The organism is Arthrobacter russicus (assembly GCF_031454135.1).
Classification (GTDB): domain Bacteria; phylum Actinomycetota; class Actinomycetes; order Actinomycetales; family Micrococcaceae; genus Renibacterium; species Renibacterium russicum.
The window spans coordinates 282,577-301,274 of the sequence record NZ_JAVDQF010000001.1 but is presented as its reverse complement, the minus strand read 5'-3'; the positions used below and the strand labels follow the sequence as shown (position 1 = coordinate 301,274).

General features: G+C 63.1%; 20 protein-coding genes. 13 read left to right on the top strand and 7 right to left on the bottom strand.

Features of this window, described 5'->3' with window-relative positions; all coding sequences use genetic code 11:
• The first annotated feature begins 1 nt into the window (after window position 1).
• Window positions 2-709, top strand: coding sequence for a lipoate--protein ligase family protein (locus JOE69_RS01380; protein ID WP_374709734.1), 708 nt, complete (start codon window positions 2-4; stop codon window positions 707-709).
• Window position 710: 1 nt separating this feature from the next.
• Here the strand turns inward: JOE69_RS01380 and JOE69_RS01375 are convergent, their stop codons facing one another.
• Together JOE69_RS01375 and JOE69_RS01370 are read right to left on the bottom strand one after the other, a co-directional pair.
• Window positions 711-986 (bottom strand): mycoredoxin, encoded by a 276-nt coding sequence (locus JOE69_RS01375; protein ID WP_309795445.1) that lies wholly within the window; start codon window positions 984-986, stop codon window positions 711-713.
• A gap of 80 nt (window positions 987-1,066) precedes the next feature.
• On the bottom strand, window positions 1,067-1,573 hold the full coding sequence (locus tag JOE69_RS01370; RefSeq protein WP_309795443.1) for a GNAT family N-acetyltransferase: 507 nt from the start codon (window positions 1,571-1,573) through the stop codon (window positions 1,067-1,069).
• 278 nt (window positions 1,574-1,851) lie between these two features.
• On the opposite strand from JOE69_RS01370, the gene JOE69_RS01365 reads away from it, so the two are divergent.
• A complete protein-coding gene (locus tag JOE69_RS01365) occupies window positions 1,852-2,154 on the top strand; it encodes a hypothetical protein (protein WP_309795441.1) in 303 nt (100 codons plus the stop codon).
• Window positions 2,155-2,181: 27 nt separating this feature from the next.
• Here JOE69_RS01365 and JOE69_RS01360 read toward each other — a convergent pair whose 3' ends face one another.
• Window positions 2,182-3,411 carry an FAD-dependent oxidoreductase gene (locus tag JOE69_RS01360; RefSeq protein ID WP_309795440.1) on the bottom strand — a complete coding sequence of 410 codons (1,230 nt, stop codon included), beginning with the start codon at window positions 3,409-3,411 and terminating at the stop codon, window positions 2,182-2,184.
• Between the two features lie 124 nt (window positions 3,412-3,535).
• On the opposite strand from JOE69_RS01360, the gene JOE69_RS01355 reads away from it, so the two are divergent.
• The 3 genes from JOE69_RS01355 to JOE69_RS01345 all read left to right on the top strand — a co-directional run bounded on the left by JOE69_RS01355 (window position 3,536) and on the right by JOE69_RS01345 (window position 5,213).
• Window positions 3,536-4,150 (top strand): 2'-5' RNA ligase family protein, encoded by a 615-nt coding sequence (locus JOE69_RS01355; RefSeq protein ID WP_309795438.1) that lies wholly within the window; start codon window positions 3,536-3,538, stop codon window positions 4,148-4,150.
• 67 nt (window positions 4,151-4,217) lie between these two features.
• Window positions 4,218-4,616, top strand: a complete 399-nt coding sequence (locus JOE69_RS01350) for a hypothetical protein (protein ID WP_309795436.1) — start codon at window positions 4,218-4,220, stop codon at window positions 4,614-4,616.
• Between the two features lie 63 nt (window positions 4,617-4,679).
• Entirely contained in the window at window positions 4,680-5,213 is a 534-nt protein-coding gene (locus JOE69_RS01345) for a GNAT family N-acetyltransferase (protein ID WP_309795434.1), read from the top strand.
• Here the strand turns inward: JOE69_RS01345 and JOE69_RS01340 are convergent.
• Window positions 5,210-5,596, bottom strand: a complete 387-nt coding sequence (locus tag JOE69_RS01340; protein WP_309795432.1) for a GNAT family N-acetyltransferase — start codon at window positions 5,594-5,596, stop codon at window positions 5,210-5,212. The two genes, JOE69_RS01345 and JOE69_RS01340, sit on opposite strands and share 4 nt — an antisense overlap.
• 379 nt (window positions 5,597-5,975) lie before the next feature.
• Here JOE69_RS01340 and JOE69_RS01335 point away from each other — a divergent pair, with 379 nt between their 5' ends.
• The 4 genes from JOE69_RS01335 (at window position 5,976) to JOE69_RS01320 (ending at window position 10,233) form a co-directional block, all read left to right on the top strand.
• Entirely contained in the window at window positions 5,976-6,530 is a 555-nt protein-coding gene (locus JOE69_RS01335; protein ID WP_309795430.1) for a cysteine hydrolase family protein, read from the top strand.
• 48 nt (window positions 6,531-6,578) lie between these two features.
• The gene (locus JOE69_RS01330; RefSeq protein ID WP_309795428.1) at window positions 6,579-7,022 is read left to right on the top strand and encodes a helix-turn-helix transcriptional regulator; all 444 of its coding nucleotides are present in this window, start codon (window positions 6,579-6,581) and stop codon (window positions 7,020-7,022) included.
• 9 nt (window positions 7,023-7,031) lie between these two features.
• The gene (locus JOE69_RS01325) at window positions 7,032-7,442 is read left to right on the top strand and encodes a VOC family protein (protein WP_309795426.1); all 411 of its coding nucleotides are present in this window, start codon (window positions 7,032-7,034) and stop codon (window positions 7,440-7,442) included.
• Window positions 7,443-7,836: 394 nt separating this feature from the next.
• Entirely contained in the window at window positions 7,837-10,233 is a 2,397-nt protein-coding gene (locus JOE69_RS01320; protein WP_309795424.1) for an ATP-binding cassette domain-containing protein, read from the top strand.
• Between the two features lie 86 nt (window positions 10,234-10,319).
• On the opposite strand, the gene JOE69_RS01315 is transcribed toward JOE69_RS01320, so the two are convergent.
• Window positions 10,320-11,246, bottom strand: coding sequence for an endo-beta-N-acetylglucosaminidase H (locus tag JOE69_RS01315; RefSeq protein ID WP_309795422.1), 927 nt, complete (start codon window positions 11,244-11,246; stop codon window positions 10,320-10,322).
• A gap of 247 nt (window positions 11,247-11,493) precedes the next feature.
• Here JOE69_RS01315 and JOE69_RS01310 point away from each other — a divergent pair, with 247 nt between their 5' ends.
• Complete coding sequence (locus tag JOE69_RS01310; protein ID WP_309795421.1) at window positions 11,494-12,510, top strand: LysR substrate-binding domain-containing protein; 1,017 nt, start codon at window positions 11,494-11,496, stop codon at window positions 12,508-12,510.
• Here the strand turns inward: JOE69_RS01310 and JOE69_RS01305 are convergent.
• Both JOE69_RS01305 and JOE69_RS01300 read right to left on the bottom strand, forming a co-directional pair.
• Window positions 12,422-13,018: a TetR/AcrR family transcriptional regulator gene (locus tag JOE69_RS01305; RefSeq protein ID WP_309795419.1), complete on the bottom strand. Its 597-nt coding sequence runs from the start codon at window positions 13,016-13,018 to the stop codon at window positions 12,422-12,424. The genes JOE69_RS01310 and JOE69_RS01305 overlap by 89 nt on opposite strands.
• A gap of 64 nt (window positions 13,019-13,082) precedes the next feature.
• Window positions 13,083-15,056 (bottom strand): primary-amine oxidase, encoded by a 1,974-nt coding sequence (locus JOE69_RS01300; RefSeq protein WP_309795417.1) that lies wholly within the window; start codon window positions 15,054-15,056, stop codon window positions 13,083-13,085.
• A gap of 153 nt (window positions 15,057-15,209) precedes the next feature.
• On the opposite strand from JOE69_RS01300, the gene JOE69_RS01295 reads away from it, so the two are divergent.
• The 3 genes from JOE69_RS01295 to JOE69_RS01285 all read left to right on the top strand — a co-directional run bounded on the left by JOE69_RS01295 (window position 15,210) and on the right by JOE69_RS01285 (window position 18,669).
• Window positions 15,210-16,703 (top strand): aldehyde dehydrogenase family protein, encoded by a 1,494-nt coding sequence (locus tag JOE69_RS01295; protein WP_309795415.1) that lies wholly within the window; start codon window positions 15,210-15,212, stop codon window positions 16,701-16,703.
• Window positions 16,704-16,719: 16 nt separating this feature from the next.
• Window positions 16,720-18,372, top strand: a complete 1,653-nt coding sequence (locus JOE69_RS01290) for an amidohydrolase (RefSeq protein ID WP_309795413.1) — start codon at window positions 16,720-16,722, stop codon at window positions 18,370-18,372.
• Window positions 18,373-18,504: 132 nt separating this feature from the next.
• Entirely contained in the window at window positions 18,505-18,669 is a 165-nt protein-coding gene (locus tag JOE69_RS01285; protein ID WP_309795412.1) for an ArsR/SmtB family transcription factor, read from the top strand.
• Window positions 18,670-18,698: the final 29 nt, after the last annotated feature.

Sequence of the window (18,698 nt, the reverse complement as noted above, 5' to 3'; positions counted from 1 at the left end):
GCTGCCTGAAGCAACTGAATTCTCCAGTGCCGCCGGGTCCGTCGAACTGATCGACCAGACTGATTCCGCAGGTGCCGAAGCGGACCTGCAACGTGGTCTGGATCTGCTTTCCGAGGTGCAGCGCGGGGTGCGCGGCCGGACGCTCCGGTTGTACCGCCCGGAGCCGACGATGGCGTTCGGCCAGCGCGACGCGAATCTTCCGGGATTCCCGGCCGCGGCAGCCGCAGCCCGGGCGCACGGCTTCGAACCCTTGGTCCGCAAGGCCGGCGGACGAGCAGCGCCCTATCACCGGGGTTGTCTGGTGGTCGATCACCTGGAGCCGGAGGCGGATGCGGTTTTGCAGGCGAAATCCCGCTTCAGCCGGTTCGCCGAGCTGTTCGCCGGGGTGCTGCGGCAAGTGGGCGTCGAGGCCGGAATCGGCGAAATCCCGGGGGAGTACTGCCCCGGGGAGTTCAGTGTGCACGGCTCAGGCAACGGTCTCCGGTTGAAACTCGTCGGAACCGCGCAGCGGGTGGTCGCGGGCGCTTGGCTTTTCAGCTCGGTCATCGTGGTCGAAGACGGCGATCCGCTGCGCGAGGTGCTGGTCGATTGCTATCGGGAACTGGGCCTGGCCTGGGATCCCACGACGGCCGGTGCTGCGGCGGACCTCCGGCCCGAACTGCGCGTCGAGCAGGTCAAAGCAGCGCTCTTGGCCGGCTACGGCCGGTGACTCAAGCAGTCAGGCGTTGCTTGACCTCGATCAACGACGGGTTCGTGGCGCTGGAGCCGTCGGGGAAGATCACGGTGGGAACCGTCTGATTACCGTCGTTCAACTGCTCGACCAGTTCGGCGGTGCCCGGAACCTCTTCGATATTGACCTCGGTGTAGCCGATCCCTTGGGCGTCGAGCTGGCTTTTCAACCGACGGCAGTAACCGCACCAAGAAGTCGAAAACATCGTGATGCTTCCGGATTCCGGAGTGTAATCCGAGGTAGCGGGCTGATTCATGCGGATTGCTCTCCTGGTTTGGTTCCGTTTCCTACTTCAGATTCAACCACGTGGGCGGAGCTGGTATTCCCGCCACGCGGTCAGTCCTGCTCGTCGTCGTTTTCCCAACGGCGGAAATCCAAGGAGAGGTAAAGCGCCAGCGCCGCGGCGTTGCTGTCGTCCACGGAGACTGCGACCTCTTGGTACCCGGCGTTGAACAGCAGGTCCCCGGAAATCACCACCAGGCGCTCGGCCAGGCCTTGCCGTCGGTGATCTCGGTCCGTGAACAATTCGATGAGCAGCGGAGCCGTCGGGCCTTCAGCCTCCGGCGCATGCTCCACGACGAGCACGCCGGCGATGATCTTGCCGGTTTCGTCGACTGCCACTTGGGAGATTTCGGTGAGCAGGTTGCCGTACTTGCCGGCGAAGACCTCGCGCATCTCCGCGGTTGCGGCCGCCACGGACTGCTCGCCGAGGCCCTGGTCGTAGGCATTGAACTGGAGCTCGCCCAACGCGGGGATGTCTTCCGCACTGAGGCTCCTAGTCGAAATATCCGGGTCGAAGCGCAAGGGAGAGGTCCGCGCAATCAGGGTGACTTTGCTGCTCATGGAACGCTCCTTCTGTTGGATTCGGATCTTTCGGTTTCCCGGAAGATTCCGCTGACGGGGGCAGAGTAGCGCCGTTGGACTCTACTGCCATGCTAGACGGCGAGCGGGATAATCGGCTATTCCGATTTCGTTACAGGCTGGGAATCCACTGAGGATCCGGACGCTGGACAACCCTGGCGTTCGAAGATATATTCGAACCAAGATCTTGCTCTGGCTGCAGGGCACGGGTCGCCCAATTGGTTCGGGGCGATCGGAAAATCGTTGGCAGGAGGTTCGGATTGGGCACTTTCAGTGAAGCAGTGGACATCGAGTGCGGGCCGGGATGCCGTCCGATCGGAATTCTGTGGCGTGGCGAGCGATATTGCGTGGTCGCCGGACGACGGCGTCCGGTCAAGGTTTCGGGATTCCTGGGGCCGGGCCAAGGGGTGAGTTCCGCTGAATACGAGTTGTGGGAGCTCGAAGTCACACACCCGGAGCGTTCGCGCAGCGTGTTGAGCGTAGCGCACCGGGTGGGCGGTGCACAGTGGCGGCTGCTCCGGTTGGCAGCCAAGCCTGCTCTGGCTTCGAGTCCAGCCGGCTAATCCGGTACCGGTGCGAATCCTCTTCGACTAGCCTCGTCGGGCGAAATCCGGAGCATGCTCGGGTCGGGGACCGAACCCCACCAGCCGCGGCATGATCTTGCGGATCGGGCGAATATTGTCCGCGGCCCATAAGAGCGGCCGGGGCATCCCGGCAAAGGTTCCGGTCACCGCCGGGGTGAAGACGTATCGGTGCAGCATGCGCTGCAATCGCTGGATCACGACCATGGGGAGCCAGCGGCGGCGTTGGATCGCAGCCAGCAGAGTCACCGGCACGGCGCCGTTTTTGAGTGCCGGGGCGAGCATCCGCCCAGCGGCAACGCCATCTTGGATGGCGAGATTGATACCGATTCCGCCAGCTGGTGACATGGCGTGAGCGGCATCGCCCAGTGCGATGAACCCTGGGCGGTACCAGGTTTTGAGCCGGTTGAGCTTGACATCGAGATGATGCAGATCGTCGAAACTGGTGATTTCATCGATTCGGTCTGCGTATTCAGGCATCAAGCTGGCGATTCGTTGCTTGAAGGCTTCGAGTCCATCTCGCCGAAGCCGGGCGTCGGCGCCTTTCGCATCGAAGTAGGCGATCTGATAGTACGTCGGCCTGCTCAACGACAAGACGATTCCCTGCCGCGACGCGCGCGGCACCAGCATGCCGACTTGCGCCTGTTCGGCGGGCTTGCGGGACAGGCGGAACCACCAGGTGTCGAAGGAGACCGGGTATTCGAATGGTTGCAATCCAGCGGCTGCGCGGGTGGTCGAATGCCGACCGTCGCAGGCTACGGTCAGCAGTGCGCGGATCTCGCCTTCTTCGCCCGCGGAATTTCGGTAGGTAACCCCGGTCACGGTGCCGTTGTCCATGGTGAGCCAAGTGGCTTCGGTGTTCAGAAGCAGGCGGAAGCTGGGTTCTTCCCGCGCCGCCTCGACCAGCAGGTTCAGCAAGTCCCATTGCGGAACCATGGCGACGTAGTCGTACGGGGCGGCCAAGGTGTCGAAATCGCTGAAGGTGATGATGTTGCCGCAGCCGTCCGGCAGGCCGACGTTGCCTAGCCGGCTTTGCGGCAGCGCCCGGAACTTTTCACCGAGACCGAGTTCGTCCAGGAGCCTGATGGTGGCCGGATGGACGGTATCGCCACGGAAATCGCGGAGGAAGTCGGGATGCTTTTCGAGCACGGTGACCTTGACGCCGGCTCTGGCCAAAATCAGTCCGAGCATGATGCCTGCGGGGCCGCCGCCGGAGATGACGCAATCTTGGGTTTCCATTGGAATCTCCTAATTCATCAACTGATGAATTAATTACACTCCGCTTTCCCGCGGCTGTCCAGAGCACGTGGTTGAATACCTTCGATGAGTTCGGACGGAAGGGGCGTCGAGGCGCGGTGGATGGATGAAACGTTTCTTCGGAGTGCCGATGACCCAGTGGGATTCGATGCGCGACCGGCTGCACGTGTACGTAGTGCCGGGAGCCGGCCTGGGTGCGGAGTTGGCCCGGCTCCAGCAGTCGTTGCGGGGGAGGGACTATTGCGCTGCGCAACCGGTCGAGTTTTTGCATGCCACCGTCCAGCAATTTGCGTTCACCACCGGAGAAGCCGAGGCTGGGCTTCCGGAGTTCGCGTGCCGGATGGCATTGCTCGCCGCGCGTACGACGGTTTTCGAGCTGCAGTTGGGCCGCCCCGTGGTCGACGACTATTCGCTGGGGGTCCGGGCCGAAGCCACTGACCAATGGCAAAACCTGAGCCGGGAAATTGCCGATGCCGCGCTGGGCACGTTCCATGCCGGCCGGGCCATGCCGGCGGCTCCGCGGCAGCCGCACATCAGCTTGGGTTACGGCATCGGGACCGGCAGCTCGTCGGAGATCCAAAGCGCGGTCGATGCGTTGCACACTGGAAATCCGCCGGCCTTGGCAGTCGCTGAGCTCAAATTCGTGGCGGTGCACCAAGACGAGTCGCGTGGGCGATATACCTGGGACGAACTTGCGGCTTGGCCGCTGGCGGGCCCGTGAACCCGACAATTCTGCACTTTCGGGCAGCATGCTGTTTCCGGGTGGCAGCTTCGCGTAGTCTCTGCGTATGGACGATGCGACGAAGCTTTCTCCACTGATCGACATTGCCTTGGGCGATACTGAGCGAAGGGTGCTCAAGCACGGGCTCTTGGAGTGGAGTGGCCCGGCCAGATGCTCGGATGCGCTCGCCCTCGCGATGGGCTTCGGGAACGTCGACGACTTGTGGGATGAATCCGATCGGATCATTTCCGCCCTCGAGACCAAGGCTCCGTTGTCGTCGCTCGATTGGGCCCGGACGTTGCTGGCCACCGAGATCTGCTTTGCCAGTGATGTTTTGGGCGCCGGTGTGGATTGGTCCACGGTATCCGGATTGGACGATGCGGAAACGCTGCGTTTGCTCCGCGGAATCCAGCGCAAGATCGGCGTGGACTTGGCGGCCGGCCAGCAGCAGCTGCAAGAGCTCTGAACTCGCCGGGCGGCTCTCTGCTGCCTACTTGTTTCGCCGTCGGGGGCAGGCAAGAATCACATCATGGAGACCTTTGCCACGGCACGGCTGCTGCTTCGCCCTTGGACGCCGGCGGACGTGGATTTCGTCTTCGATTTGTATTCGCGATGGGAAGTCAAGCAGTTCATCGGGGCGGTTCCGAGGATTATGGAATCCCGCCAGGAGGCAGTTGACCGAATCGAGAAGCTACGTGCCTTCGATCATCCGGTGCATGGCTTTTGGGCCGTACAGAACAAGCAGGACGGTGAACTTCTGGGCACCATCTTGTTCAAGTTGATTCCGGCCTCCGGGGAGGTGCCGCCGGTGCCTTCCGCGGAAACCGAGATCGGTTGGCATTTCCATCCGGACGCTTGGGGCCGCGGTTATGCGAGCGAAGCGGCCACCAGGGTCTTGGCGCACGGCTTCGAACAGGGGCTGGAACGGATAGTGGCGGTGACGTCGCCGGACAACCTCGCCTCGCAAAAGGTCTGTTTGCGGATCGGCATGCAGCATCGGGGGAGGACCACGGATTTTTACAACACGGAATGCGAGCTGTTCGTAGCCGAGCAGGTCAGCTAGAAGTCGATGCGCATCACGACGCGGCGGGGACTCGGTCTGCTGACCTCGGAAAACCCTGCTGCAGCGAAAACCTGGTAGCTGCCGACGTGGAGTTCGCCCCAGGTGATCTCTTTGCCCGGCTGGGTGAGCATGCTGTATCCCTCGAGGGCCCTCGCGCCGCGGTCCCGGGCGAAGTCGACTGCGGCCCGGGCCAGGGCATATGTGACGCCACGCTTCCGGAAACCCGCTCTGGTGACGAAACAGGTAATCGCCCAGACTCCAGGGTCGGATTTGTCTTCTGCGCGGCCAAGCCAGGGTGTGCGTTTGGTCAGCAGATGGGCATACACGGTACGCGGTTCAACGGCGCACCAGCCCACTGGCTGGTCCGCCAGGTAGGCGACCAACCCGGTGGTCGCTTCCGCTTCCGGAGTGTCGAATTAACTTTGTTCCCGGAACCGTTGGCCGCGCACTTCGGTGGGAAGCTCACGCCACTGCGAGCTGGCCGTCTTGTACCACTGGCATTGGCAGCGGGCAGCGTCCCCGCGGAACCCGAAAACCGCCTGCAGGTCTGCCCAGGAGGCTTGATGGGCGGGCACGATCCGAAATGCTCCGGGATCGCCGGCTGCTGCGTCGTTCAGCATGCTAGGCCAAGCGGAAAACTGTCCATGCGAAGCAGGCTAGCAGGTGATCCGGACAGATCCTGTCCGGATTCGGATGGACGCCGAACACCGCCGGATTTAGGCTGATCCCGATAGACCAGTCCGATCTTTCAAGGAGGAAAACGTGACTACGCTAGTGGACCGTCCGAATACCGCTTTGCTCGTCGTGGATGTGCAGAATGGAGTCGTCGCCGGAGCCCATCTTCGTGACCAGGTGGTGGCAAATATTTCTGCTTTGGTGGAAAAGGCCCGGAACGAGGGCGTGCCGGTGATCTGGGTGCAGCACTCCAGCGACGAGCTGCGCGAAGGCAGCCCGGCGTGGGAGTATGTTCCGGAGCTGCCCCGGCGAGATTCCGAACCGATGGTGCACAAACGGTACGGAGACTCCTTCGAAGACACCGATTTGGAGGCATTGCTTGCGGAGCGGGGTATCGGGCGGCTGATGGTCGCCGGCGCGCAAACCGATGCGTGCATCCGTTCGACCTTGCACGGAGCCTTCGTCCGCGGCTACGACACGACCCTGATCAGCGATGCGCACACCACCGAAGATCTGTCGGAGTACGGGGCGCCCGCCCCGGCCGACGTGATTGCGCATACGAATCTCTACTGGGATTTCCAATCTGCGCCGGGACGTTCGGCCGGTACCGTGACCTCGGCTGAGCTGGATTTCGGGGTGTGAGCGGTCCGCGTCTGGACATAGCCGAGATAACGTAGCAAGATCTCGCGGGTGACCAGTAGAGCTTCGGACGCCAGATACCTTGCGGACCTCGTGCTGCTGCGCCGGGTCCGCGACCGGATCGACCGAGAGTACATGGAACCGCTCGACGTCGAGGCACTGGCTCGGACCGTGAACTGGTCGGCGGGGCATCTCAGCCGGCAATTCAAGCTCGCCTATGGTGAGCCGCCGTATGCCTATTTGATGACCCGGCGGATCGAGCGGGCCATGGCCTTGCTCCGCCGTGGGGATTTGAGTGTCACCGACGTGTGCTTTGCCGTGGGCTGCGCTTCGTTGGGCACCTTCAGCACCCGGTTCACGGAACTGGTCGGAGTATCGCCCAGCGTCTATCGGAGCCAGTCCGGCCAGGCGACCTTGGGCATGCCGTCCTGCGTCGCCAAACAGGTGACCAGACCGATCAGGAATCGAGAAGCAGCGCCGCCGGGCGATGTTTAGACTTGCCGCATGACGATCACCATTCACTCAAGTTTCCTGCCGCACACCGATCCTGACGCGTCGCTCGCCTTCTACCGCGATCTGTTGGGTTTCGAGGTCCGCGACGACGTCGGGTACGGCGGCCTGCGCTGGATCACGCTTGGCCAGCCTGGTCAGCCGGACACCGCCTTGGTTTTGGAGCCGCCGACTGCGGACCCGGGCAAGACCGAGGACGAACGCCGCTTCGTCCTTGAAATGATGGCCAAGGGCAGCTACGCGCGGATCCTCTTGGCCGCCGATGATCTCGATGCGACGTTCGAACGGATTCAGGCCAGCGAAGCCGAGATCGTCCAGGAGCCCATCGAGCAGCCTTATGGCGTGCGGGACTTCGCGGTGCGCGATCCAGCTGGAAACCTGCTCCGGATCCAACAGAAGCGCTGAAACACCGAACCCGGTGGCGGGCTTGGAATCCAAGCCCACCACCGGGTGTGGCCCGGACGTTGAATCGTTCAGTTATTCAGCAGCGTACTGCCGGTGGCGCTGCAGGCTGCCAGCAGCAGCTCGAGTACGCCGGATCCGGCCGCGGTGAGCAGAGACAAGGCTGTGCGCTTGCGCCGAGGAGTCGGCATGTAATTCCCCCAAGTTGATTGCGATAAAACCCACTTCAGTCATTAACGGCGCCGATTTTCCGCGTTCGGTTCAATCAGTTCGGACCAAAATAATCCGAGCCGGCCAAATTGCTCCGGATCGCCGCCGTCGGCGGCTCCACTGCGGCAGCTCCGGCCGGTCAGGAATCGAGAAGCCTGGTCCTTTGGCAGCGACTAGCATGACAAGCATGGATATCACTCTGGAGCCGGAGAACGGCGCGATGGCAGCCGGGCCGCACACGGCAGACAGCCACGATTTGCTCCGCGTGCAGGGCGCGCGGGAGAACAACCTGAAGAACGTCAGCATTGAGATTCCGAAGCGCCGGCTGACCGTGTTCACCGGAGTTTCCGGTTCCGGGAAGAGCTCGCTGGTGTTCGACACCATCGCGGCGGAATCGCAACGGATGATCAACGAGACCTACAGCACGTTCGTGCAGGGATTCATGCCGAACCTGGCCAGACCGGATGTGGACCTGCTCAGCGGACTGACCACCGCGATCATTGTGGACCAGGAACGGCTCGGTGCGAATCCGCGTTCCACGGTGGGCACCGTGACCGATGTCAATGCGATGCTCCGCATCGTGTTCAGCCGATTGGGACAGCCGTACATCGGTTCGCCGCAAGCCTTTTCCTTCAACGTCGCTTCGATCAGCGGCGCCGGTGCGGTCACCCTGGAACGCGGCGGGAAGACCGTGAAAGAACGCAGGAGCTTCAGCATCACCGGCGGCATGTGCCCGCGTTGCGAGGGCATGGGCCGGGTGACCGACTTCGATCTCAGCCAGATCTATGACGAGGAGAAATCGCTCAATGCCGGCGCATTGACGGTTCCCGGCTACAGCATGGACGGCTGGTACGGCCGGATTTTCAGCGGCGCCGGGTTCTTCGACCCGGACAAGCCGATCAAAAAGTTCACGAAGACCGAGCTGCATGATCTGCTCTACAAAGAGCCGACCAAGATCAAGGTCGATGGCATCAATCTGACCTATGAAGGCATCATCCCGAAGATCCAGAAGTCGATGCTCAGCAAGGACCGGGAGGCCATGCAACCGCACATCGGCGCTTTCGTCGATCGTGCAATGACTTTCACGGCCTGCCCCGAGTGCGGCGGAACCCGGCTCAACGAAGGCGCGCGTTCGTCGCGGATCAACGGGCTGAACATCGCCGAGGTCTGCGCTCTGCAAATCAGCGATCTGGCTCCCTGGATCAAGGAACTGGCCGAACCGTCGATGGCTCCGTTGCTGACTGCCTTAGTCGAGACGCTGGATTCCTTCGTCGAAATCGGGCTCGGCTACCTTTCCCTGGACCGCTCATCCGGAACCCTGTCCGGCGGCGAGGCACAGCGGGTGAAAATGATCCGACACCTCGGTTCGTCGCTCACCGACGTCACCTATGTCTTCGACGAGCCGACGATCGGATTGCACCCGCATGACATCCAACGGATGAACGAACTGCTGCTGCGGTTGCGGGACAAGGGAAACACCGTGCTGGTGGTGGAGCACAAGCCGGAAGCGATCGCGATCGCCGACCACGTCGTCGACCTCGGCCCGGGAGCCGGCACCGCCGGCGGCGAAGTGGTCTTCCAAGGCAGTCTGGCCGGCCTCGAAGCCAGCGGCACCTTGACCGGCCGGCACCTGGGTGACCGGGCGGCTCTGAAAACGAAACTGCGGAAAGCCGCCGGGCGGCTGGAAATCCGCGGCGCTTCGGACAACAACCTGGCAAAGGTCGATGTCGATATTCCGTTGGGCGTGCTGGCCGTGGTCACCGGCGTCGCAGGTTCCGGCAAGAGCTCGCTGATCCACGGCTCGGTGTCCGGTCGGGATGGCGTGGTCACCATCGACCAGGGCGCTATCAAGGGTTCCCGGCGCAGCAACCCCGCGACCTACACCAGCATGCTGGAGCCGATCCGGAAAGCGTTTGCCAAGGCGAATGGGGTCAAACCGGCACTGTTCAGCGCCAACTCGGAGGGCGCTTGCCCCAATTGCAACGGCGCCGGAGTGGTCTATATGGACCTCACGATCATGGCCGGGGTCGCCACTACCTGCGAAGTCTGCGAAGGCAAGCGCTTCCAAGCCTCGGTGCTGGAATACCGCTTCGGCGGCAAAGACATCAGCGAAGCGCTCAGCATGCCGGTGGACCAGGCGGTCGAGTTCTTCGGCGGCGGCGAAGCCAAGATCCCGGCAGTGCACGCCATCCTGAACCGGCTCGCCGACGTCGGCCTCGGATACGTCACGTTGGGCCAGCCGCTCACCACGCTTTCCGGCGGGGAACGGCAACGGCTCAAACTGGCCACCCACATGGGGGAGAAGGGCGGAATCCTGGTGCTGGACGAGCCGACCACCGGTTTGCACCTGGCCGACGTCGAGCAACTGCTCGGGCTTTTGGACCGGCTGGTCGACTCCGGGAAGTCCGTCATCGTGATCGAGCATCATCAAGCAGTGATGGCGCACGCCGATTGGATCATCGATTTAGGCCCCGGCGCTGGGCACGACGGCGGCAATGTCATCTTCGAAGGGACCCCGGCTGAGCTGATCGCCGATCCCGGCACGCTGACTGGCGAATATCTGGCAGCCTACGTGGCCAAATAGCCGCCGCTGCCAGTCCGTCCGTCGCCGCGGAAGCTGCAGCAGCGACGGACGGACTGGAGCCGGCGACCACCGGAATGGCTAGACGCTCACGGCGTGTACTTCGCCGTGCTTCCGTACAGGTTCTTGGTGAAGGACGAGATGTAGCTGCTCGCATCACCGGCCTTCAAATCGTAGGTCAGGTACACCCCATACCCCTCGCTGACGGTCCGTTTGGCGAAACTGGCTGCCGTGGAACTGCTGGTCTGATTGATCTGGATCGCAGCGGGCGAACGCTGGGACTTGGAGCTGGGTCCCCGCGGATCGGAATAGGTGCCGTAGTAAGGGTTCCAGGAGTAGTTGAAGGTATCGGCGATGCTGTTCCCGTTGTAGCTGAGCCGATCAGCCGCCTCGCCGATATCGTACAAAGTGATCAGCTTGCTGCCGCCGAGTTTCTGCCGCAAGGCGGTGACCAGGTAGTAGAAGGAGCTGTCGTTCGGCTGTCCGGTGCCATTGGTGCCGTACTCGGCATATTCGTCGTCGAAATCGATGCCGTCCAGGCCGTACTTGGTGACCGCATTGGCCAATTCGGTGGCGAAGGCCTCGGCGTCGGCCTTGCTCGGGAAGTTCGCGAAGCCGGCGCCCTGGTGGTTGCCCAGGACCGAAAGCAGCACCTTGATGCCTTTGTCCTGCAAGGGCTTGATCTGGTTTTTGGCGTCATTGAGCACTGCGGTGACGTTCGGATTGAAGCTGAGGTAGGCCTTCTGCTTCGTGGTGTCGTAGTTGATGTTGGCTGCGAAGATGACCGCTACGTCGAAAACGTTCGCACCGTTGCTGGTCAGCGTGTACTTGCCGGCATTGAGCATGGAATTGCTGTTGACCTCGATGTAGCTGACGCAGACTGGCCCGGTTTTGCCCGCGGCCCTTGGCACGGCAGCCACCGCCGGGCTGATCGAGCTGATGCCGGTGGCTGCGACCGCTGCCGTGGCGCCGAACATGGAGAGCAGAGTTCTTCTCCCGATGGGTTGTTTCGTCATTGAAACTCTTTCGTTGAAGTGATGGTGACGCTTAAGTGAGCTAAACCGCTTAAGTTATAGACAATCTACGTCGAAATCCAGCACTGTCAAGGATTCTGAACCGCAAAATAGCTGGCAATTCTATGGGAAGATCCAGCTTCTCGGGGCGGCCCGGACGAGCCGCTCGGCTGTCCCATGCCATCTGGTTATCAGTTGTGAAATCTTAATTGATATCGAAACAATCGATGCCTTGGCCTAAGCTGGCTCAATGGACATCACACTGACCCAGATGCGGTATTTCGTGGAGGCCGCAGGGCGGCTGTCGATGACCGGTGCCGCAGAGCGTTTGAACGTCGCCCAATCGGCAGTGTCTGCCGCCGTGTCGCATTTGGAGCGCCGGATCGGTTCGCAGTTCTTCATCAGGCAGCGTTCGAAAGGGCTGGTGTTGACGCCGGCCGGCGAAATGTTCCTCCGTGATGCACAGGCGATTCTGGCGCAGCTCGAAGAAGCGCTCGATCATGCCCGAGGCGAGCAGCAGAGCATTTCCGGACGCGTGCGGTTGGTGTGTTTCAGCACCTTGGCGCCATTCCTCCTGCCGGGCCTATTGGGCCGGCTGCATCTGGAACACCCGGATCTGCTGGTCGAAGTCACCGAGGCGGATGCCGCGGGCTGCTCCGCAGCGTTGCTCAGCGGCCAAGCGGATCTGGCCCTCTGCTACGACCTCGGTCTGCGCGAAGGGCTCTCGGTGACCGCAGTGGACGAGTCGCTCCCGCACCTGGTGTTGCCACCGGAACATCGTCTGGCGGGTCGCGCCGAGGTGGCTTTGGCGGAACTCTCCGATGAACCGTTCGTGCTTTTGGATTTGCCGCACAGCCGGGAGTTGATGCTGTCGATCCTGCGTCAGGCCGGTATTGAACCCGAGGTCCGATTCCGTTCCGCGAGCTACGAAACGGTCCGCGCTTTCGTGGCCAACGGCCACGGCTATTCGATTTTGCACCAGCGGCCGCAACATGGCCTGACCTATGACGGCGGCAGGGTGGCGACGGTCGCAGTCCAAGGCCCGGTCCCGGTGCTGCGGACCGTCTTGGCGCATCCGCAGACGCAACGGACCACGGCCAGGCTCCGCGCCGTGGCGCATGCGGTACGCCAACAGGTGGCTGCCCGCGGGCGGGCTCAGGCGGCTTCCGGCGCTGAGCCTATTCGAGGCCGAGCCGGCCCAGCGCTCGCTCAAGCAGATGCCGCTGCCGGGATCCGGACGTCTCCTCCGGATCCAACATCGAGGTGATGTGCAGTCCGATCATGATGTTCAGGAGTTCGTCGACCACGGCCTCCGGGTCGGAATGCGCCGGGGATTCGCCGTCGTACTCCGCTTGGGCGAGATAGCCCAGCATCAGGCTGCGCCAGGCAAGCAGGGTATTGCGCCCCACTGTGCGCAACCCGGCCTCCGTCTGCGCGCGTTGCCAGAATGCCACCGCTACCCGGCCCTCCACCACGGTCAGCGGATTCGCCGGGATGATTTCCAGGCACATGCGGCGCAGCGCGCCGAGGCCGCGGCGGCCTTGCGCCGCCGCGGCGATCCGTTCATCGGTGCGCTGGCAGATCAGCTGGTACGCGGCCAACAGCAAGGCGTCCTTGTTCGGGAAGTAGTAGCTCAAGACGCCTGGGGCCGCGTAGCCGCACTCCCGGGCGATGTCCCGCATGCTGGTATTGTCGATGCCTTCCTCGGCGATCAGCCGCCACGTGGTTTCGATGATGGACCGGCGGCGTTCTTCGTGGTCGACCAGTCTGGGCACTGGATTCCTTGCCTCACTCGATGGATGGACAGCGTCGAATGGATGCTACCACCGGAGCGGGTGCTCAATGCCCGCAGCATTCCTTGCCGCCGGACGGCCCGGCTTCCGGGCTCGCGCAGTGCCCGGAAGCCGAAGGCGGTATGTTCAGTGTGGGATTGGCATCGAAGAAGCCGTGTGGTTTCAAGGTGAACCCCGTAGTGTCCACCGGCATGATCGGCCAGTCTTCGGGGCGCGGAAAATGCGTCAGGCCGAAGCTGTGCCAGACCACGATGTCCTGGCCGTCGATGTCCCGGTCCTGGGCGGCATAAGCCGGCAGCCCGGCCCCTCCCGGGTGTTGGTTGACGAAGTCGCCGGCCGCATAGCGCTCTTCTGCAGCGTGACGGGTCACCCAGAGGTGGTGCTGGGCGAACGCGGCACGGGCCGCGATCGAAGAATCGTCCGCCATGGCGAGAGTCGGGTTGTTTTCGGGATAGAGCGTATAGCCGACGGGCCGGCCGAGGTAATTGAGCGAGTCCGGGTTGCTGATCTGCCACACCCGGCCCTTGCTGCCGTCGGCGTCCCGGATCGCCGTCGATTCCCGGGCCAGGATCGTGCTCTGCCGGGTGAAAGCATTGCCGTGCGGATTGCCCGGGCTTTTGGGCAATCTCACCAAATCGAGTTCTTCGACCCGGTTCTTCGGTCCGTCGATGAACATGTCGAGCCGGGCGTTGAAAAGGTGTTGGTGGACCGGGGCCCCCAAGCCCGGCGCCACTTCGGTGGCGAAGGGGTAATCCTTTTCTGGAAGCGCCGCGGTGAAGACGATGCCGGTGGCCTTCGCCTCGAACTCGACGACGCCGTCCAAGTACAGGTACCAGTAGAAGCCGTAGTCATAGTTGCCGACCGTGGTGAAAAAGGAGACCACTAGCCGGCGATTGCGGCGAACTTCGCTGGAGCCGGCCCAATCATCGGTGTGCTTCCAGAGGATTCCGGCGTCTTCCTCATGGATGCAGATCCCGTTGGGAATAGCGCGCGGGTTCCCGAAGTCGTCCGCGACGACGGGGGAGAGGTAGGTGATTTCGCCCAGGCAATCGCAGCCGAGTTCGAGCGAGTTGGCTGCCCGGCCGACCAGGTACTCGCCCGAGTCGAAGTAGTTCTGCCAATTGCGATACGGCGCCGGGTCGCCGTAGGGGACCACCATTTCGGAGATCGAGGCCCGGTGGATCACCGGCCGCCGGCGTCCGTCGTGGTTGAAATGCAGTTGATGCAGCACCAATCCTTCACGGGCGTCGAATCCGATGCGCAGATCCCAGCCGAGCCAGGAGAGCAGATTGCCTTCCATCGTGAAGCTCGACCCCTCCGGCTGGCTGATCTCGATCGGCTTGAGGTCGGTCCGCAGCTCGCCGCAAACCGCCGGGTCGGTGAAGTTGCCGTTGATCTCCGGCACCGGCACCGGGCCGTCGTCGAGCAGGTGGTTGACGCAGCGGTTCTCGATGTCGACGAACGCCACGAGCCCGTCGATCGGGTGTGCCCAGGCGTGGTCTTGGGCATGGTCTTGGCGGAAGCCCAGGCCGCGGAGCAGCCGTTTCCCGGACTCATCGGGATACTCGAAGACCCCGGCAGACAGGGGCGCAACCCGGACTTGGTCGGGTTTGAGCCCCCGGGATGCCAGGGCGGCAACCCATTGCGGGTCGGCCTGGAGCACGGTTTCAATCAGGTCGAACTCCTCGACCATGACCGGCAGCTGGCCGTCCACCGCCGGATCGAGCTCGCGTTGGGAAACCAGCTTCTGTTCGGTGAGCGAGAGCTGGACGTCGAGCGAGGCGGCAGCGCCGGGGTTCCAAAGCATGGCCCGGACCACGCGGTTCGGCACGACGCCGTCGGAGTCGCCATACAGTTCGTTCTTCGGCGGCTCGACAATGCCCAGATAGGCAAACCGCGTGTGGTCCGAAACCAGTCCGAAAGCTGCCAGCAGCTTGCGGCTGACGACGATTTCCTCGGCCGAAAGCTGCTCGAGCGGGTGCTGGCCCGGGTCGGGCTGAATGGTTGGCTGCAGAGTCATAGTACTTCCCGATGTTGGTTTTTGATGGTACAACTGTTCCATCATGAATCTGATGTTAGTCAGATCACAAGGAGCACGTAAAGAGTCGGATGGTGAGAATTCTTCAGCCGTCCCGATAGCCGAAGCCGTCGAAGCCCGAGCACAGGAGCCAGGATGAACCGAGATCCACACCACGACACGTCGGATTGGCATCGCCGGGCTGCGGCCTTGTCGATCGACGGCAGGGCCTTCATCGCCGGTCGGCGGTTCGCCGGTTCGGAGGCGCCGCGCGCGATCACGAGTCCGGTGAACGGCGAAATGCTCGCGGAACTGGCAAGCTGCTCGGCCGATGACGTGGATACTGCGGTAGCGGCTGCCCGCCGGACCTGGATGCCCTGGGCCCGCCGAGGTGCGTTGGCGCGCAAGGCGGTGCTCTTGGCCTTGGCGGATTTGATGGAACGGGACTTCGACGAACTGGCGTTGTTGGAATCGTTGGATTCCGGAAAGCCGATCCGGCAGACCCGCACAGTCGACGTCCCCGGAGCGATTTCCACGGTGCGCTGGTATGCGGAGGCGGCGGACAAACTCCACGGGGAACTGCCGGCTGTGCCGCCGGGAGCGGTGGCTATGGTGACCAAAGAACCGTTGGGGGTGGTCGCCGCCATCGTGCCCTGGAACTTCCCGCTGGAAATCGCGGTGTGGAAACTCGCCCCGGCGCTGGCTGCCGGCAATGCCGTAGTGCTCAAGCCGGCCGAACAGACCTCATTGAGCGTGCTGAAACTGGCCGAATTGGCTGCTGAGGCGGGCCTGCCGGACGGGGTGCTGAATATCGTGACCGGTTCCGGGCGGGAGGTCGGTGCGGCATTGGCCCGGCATATGGACGTCGATGCGCTGGCCTTCACCGGTTCGACGGCGGTTTCCCGGACCTTGCTGGCCGCCTCGGGAGCCAGCAATCTCAAGCGGCTCGGCTTGGAAGCCGGAGGCAAGAGCTCGAATCTGGTCTTCGCCGATACCGGCGATCTGGCCGCGGCTGCCGGGAAGGCTGCTTTCGGCGCCTTTTACAACCAAGGCCAGGTGTGTTCGGCGAACTCGAGGATCCTGGTCCAGCGTCCGGTCTACGAAGAGTTCGCGACGCTGTTGCAGCAGGCAGCCGAAGCCTTCGCCCCCGAGGATCCGCTGGCCGATGCGGCGGGCAACGGCGCCCTGATCAGCAGCGCGCACACCGACGACGTCGCGGCCTGGATAACCCGGGGCCGGCAGGACGGCGAGGTGCTGTTCGGCGGCGGCCGGAAAACCATCTGCGGCTCGGACGCTTACCTGGAGCCGACCCTCTTGGCTGGTTTGGCTGCGGAACACGATGTGCATCGGGACGAGATTTTCGGACCGGTTGCGGTACTTCACCCGTTCGACACCGAGACCGAAGCCGTGGCCCTGGCCAACGCGACGGATTACGGTCTGGCCGCGTCCGTGTGGACTTCAGACCTCCGCCGTGCGCATCGGGTGGCGGGCGAACTGGTGGCCGGTACGGTCTCGGTGAACACCGTAGACGCATTGGGCAACACCACTCCATTCGGCGGGTTCAAGCAATCCGGTTTCGGCCGGGATCTTTCATTGCATGCTTTCGACAATTACACCGCACCGAAAACCACGTGGATCCAATTCGGCTGAGTCCGGAGGTTGTCGGATGACCTATGCGGAATGGATTTTCAGTGGCGGCGCGGTGCACACCATGGATCCAGTGCGCCCACTAGCGGAAGCAGTAGCGGTGGCCGGGGGCCGGATCGTGGCCGTTGGGCCGGACGCACTGGACTGGCGGGGACCCGGCACGGAAGTCGTGGATCTGGCCGGACGCGCGCTGTTTCCCGGGTTTCAAGATGCCCACGTGCATCCCCTCACCGCCGGTCTGCAGCTGCTTTCCTGCGATCTCAGCACAACGCACAGTCTCAAGGACTACGTCGGATTGATCGTGGATTTCGCTCATCGGCACCCGCAGCACGAATGGATCACCGGTGCTGGTTGGTACGGCGACGTCTTCGACGGCGGCTTTCCAAACCGTGATTTGCTAGACGAACTCGTGGCCGACCGGCCGGTGTTCTTGATGAGTCACGATGCGCACAGCGCGTGGGTGAATACCGAAGCTTTGCGGCGTGCCGGAATCACTGCGGAAACGGCCGACCCGGAGGGCGGACGAATTGTCCGGGACGGCGCTGGCAGGGCTAGCGGAATGTTGCTGGAGAGCGCTGCCGATCTGGTTTCGTCGCTGATCCCAGCACCAGCCGACGCTCACCTCAGAAGCGCGCTGCTGTGCGCGCAGGACACCCTGCACTCCTTCGGGATTACTTCTTGGCAAGACGCTGCCGTCGGCCAGGCGCTTGGCACACCGGACCCATTCGAGCACTATCTCGCCCTCGAAGCAGACGGCTTGCTCACGGCTGCCGTAACCGGTGCACTGTGGTGGCAGATTGACGAAGGCCTGGGCCAAATCCAGAGCCTCCTGGACCGGAGGACTAGGGCCGCAGGGCGATTTCGGACCACGGCAGTGAAGATCATGTTGGACGGGGTCTGTGAAAACTTCACCGCCTCGTTGACCCGACCGTACCGGGGGCATCCGGGGCAACGCGGCATGAGCATGATTCCGGTCGACGAATTGCGGCGGGTCGCCTCGGTGTTGGATGAAAAGGGGTTCGACCTGCACCTCCACGCGGTGGGCGATCAAGCGGTCCGCGATGCTCTGACGGCGCTTGATCTGCCGAGCCGACCGGACTGGCAACCCCGTCATCAGATCGCTCATCTGGATCTGATCGACCGCTTGGATATCGAGCGTTTCGCTCGGCTCGGGGCGATCGCGAACATCCAACCGCTCTGGGCGCGGCAGGACCCGGTATTGGTGGAGACGAAATTGCCGTATCTGGACGAAATGCATCAGCAACTGCACTTCGCGTTCAAGACCTTCGACCGGGCCGGAATCCCGCTCGCCATGGGAAGCGACTGGCCGGTATCCAGCCCCAATCCCCTCTGGGGCGCGCATACCGCGGTAAATCGTACGGCTCCGCGTACCGATCCGCACGCTGCCGATACGCGGTCGCAAAGTGCTCCGCTATTGCCTGGAGAAGCAATCGCGCTCCACACCGCCCTCATGGCCTACACCCGAGGTTCGGCTCGGGCCAACCGGCAAGATGCCGAACGCGGTTCGGTCGGGCTTGGCAGGGCAGCCGACTTGGTGGTGCTCGACACTGATCCGTATGCCGTCGAAGCAGCAGACCTCGGCGAGATCAAAGTCGATTTGACCCTGGCTGGCGGCAAGCCGGTTTACCGACGTGAAGCCACCGAATCTTGAGATCTGGTCTCCGGGTTCGACGTGGCCAAGCGGTCCGTTTTCGTCTCGGCCGAATCGGACCCGTGCTGGATCAGCTCAGCTCGGTGTCCGCTTCCACGATCAGATCGGTGACCTCGGTCGGACGGGAGGCCAATGAGGCGTGGTCGGCCGGAATTGGTGGTTTCCCGGCACCTGAAGGCGCTGAAAAAGGCCGGCCCGGTCAGGGTCGAACGCCAGGGAAATTTTGTGCTCTACCGTTTGGACATCGAGCGGGTCGAACGACTCGGCACCGCGTTGATGAACCTCATGCTGGTTTGAGCGCAGATCCGAGCCGGGTGTGCTGCTGC

Coding starts and splice junctions, on each gene's coding strand:
- JOE69_RS01355 (WP_309795438.1), top strand. CDS start 3,536: ATGAAACGTTTCTTCGGAGTGCCGATGACCCAGTGGGATTCGATGCGC.
- JOE69_RS01285 (WP_309795412.1), top strand. CDS start 18,505: ATGAGGCGTGGTCGGCCGGAATTGGTGGTTTCCCGGCACCTGAAGGCG.
- JOE69_RS01290 (WP_309795413.1), top strand. CDS start 16,720: ATGACCTATGCGGAATGGATTTTCAGTGGCGGCGCGGTGCACACCATG.
- JOE69_RS01350 (WP_309795436.1), top strand. CDS start 4,218: ATGGACGATGCGACGAAGCTTTCTCCACTGATCGACATTGCCTTGGGC.
- JOE69_RS01360 (WP_309795440.1), bottom strand. CDS start 3,411: ATGGAAACCCAAGATTGCGTCATCTCCGGCGGCGGCCCCGCAGGCATC.
- JOE69_RS01370 (WP_309795443.1), bottom strand. CDS start 1,573: ATGAGCAGCAAAGTCACCCTGATTGCGCGGACCTCTCCCTTGCGCTTC.
- JOE69_RS01295 (WP_309795415.1), top strand. CDS start 15,210: ATGAACCGAGATCCACACCACGACACGTCGGATTGGCATCGCCGGGCT.
- JOE69_RS01345 (WP_309795434.1), top strand. CDS start 4,680: ATGGAGACCTTTGCCACGGCACGGCTGCTGCTTCGCCCTTGGACGCCG.
- JOE69_RS01325 (WP_309795426.1), top strand. CDS start 7,032: ATGACGATCACCATTCACTCAAGTTTCCTGCCGCACACCGATCCTGAC.
- JOE69_RS01320 (WP_309795424.1), top strand. CDS start 7,837: ATGGATATCACTCTGGAGCCGGAGAACGGCGCGATGGCAGCCGGGCCG.
- JOE69_RS01375 (WP_309795445.1), bottom strand. CDS start 986: ATGAATCAGCCCGCTACCTCGGATTACACTCCGGAATCCGGAAGCATC.
- JOE69_RS01315 (WP_309795422.1), bottom strand. CDS start 11,246: ATGACGAAACAACCCATCGGGAGAAGAACTCTGCTCTCCATGTTCGGC.
- JOE69_RS01300 (WP_309795417.1), bottom strand. CDS start 15,056: ATGACTCTGCAGCCAACCATTCAGCCCGACCCGGGCCAGCACCCGCTC.
- JOE69_RS01310 (WP_309795421.1), top strand. CDS start 11,494: ATGGACATCACACTGACCCAGATGCGGTATTTCGTGGAGGCCGCAGGG.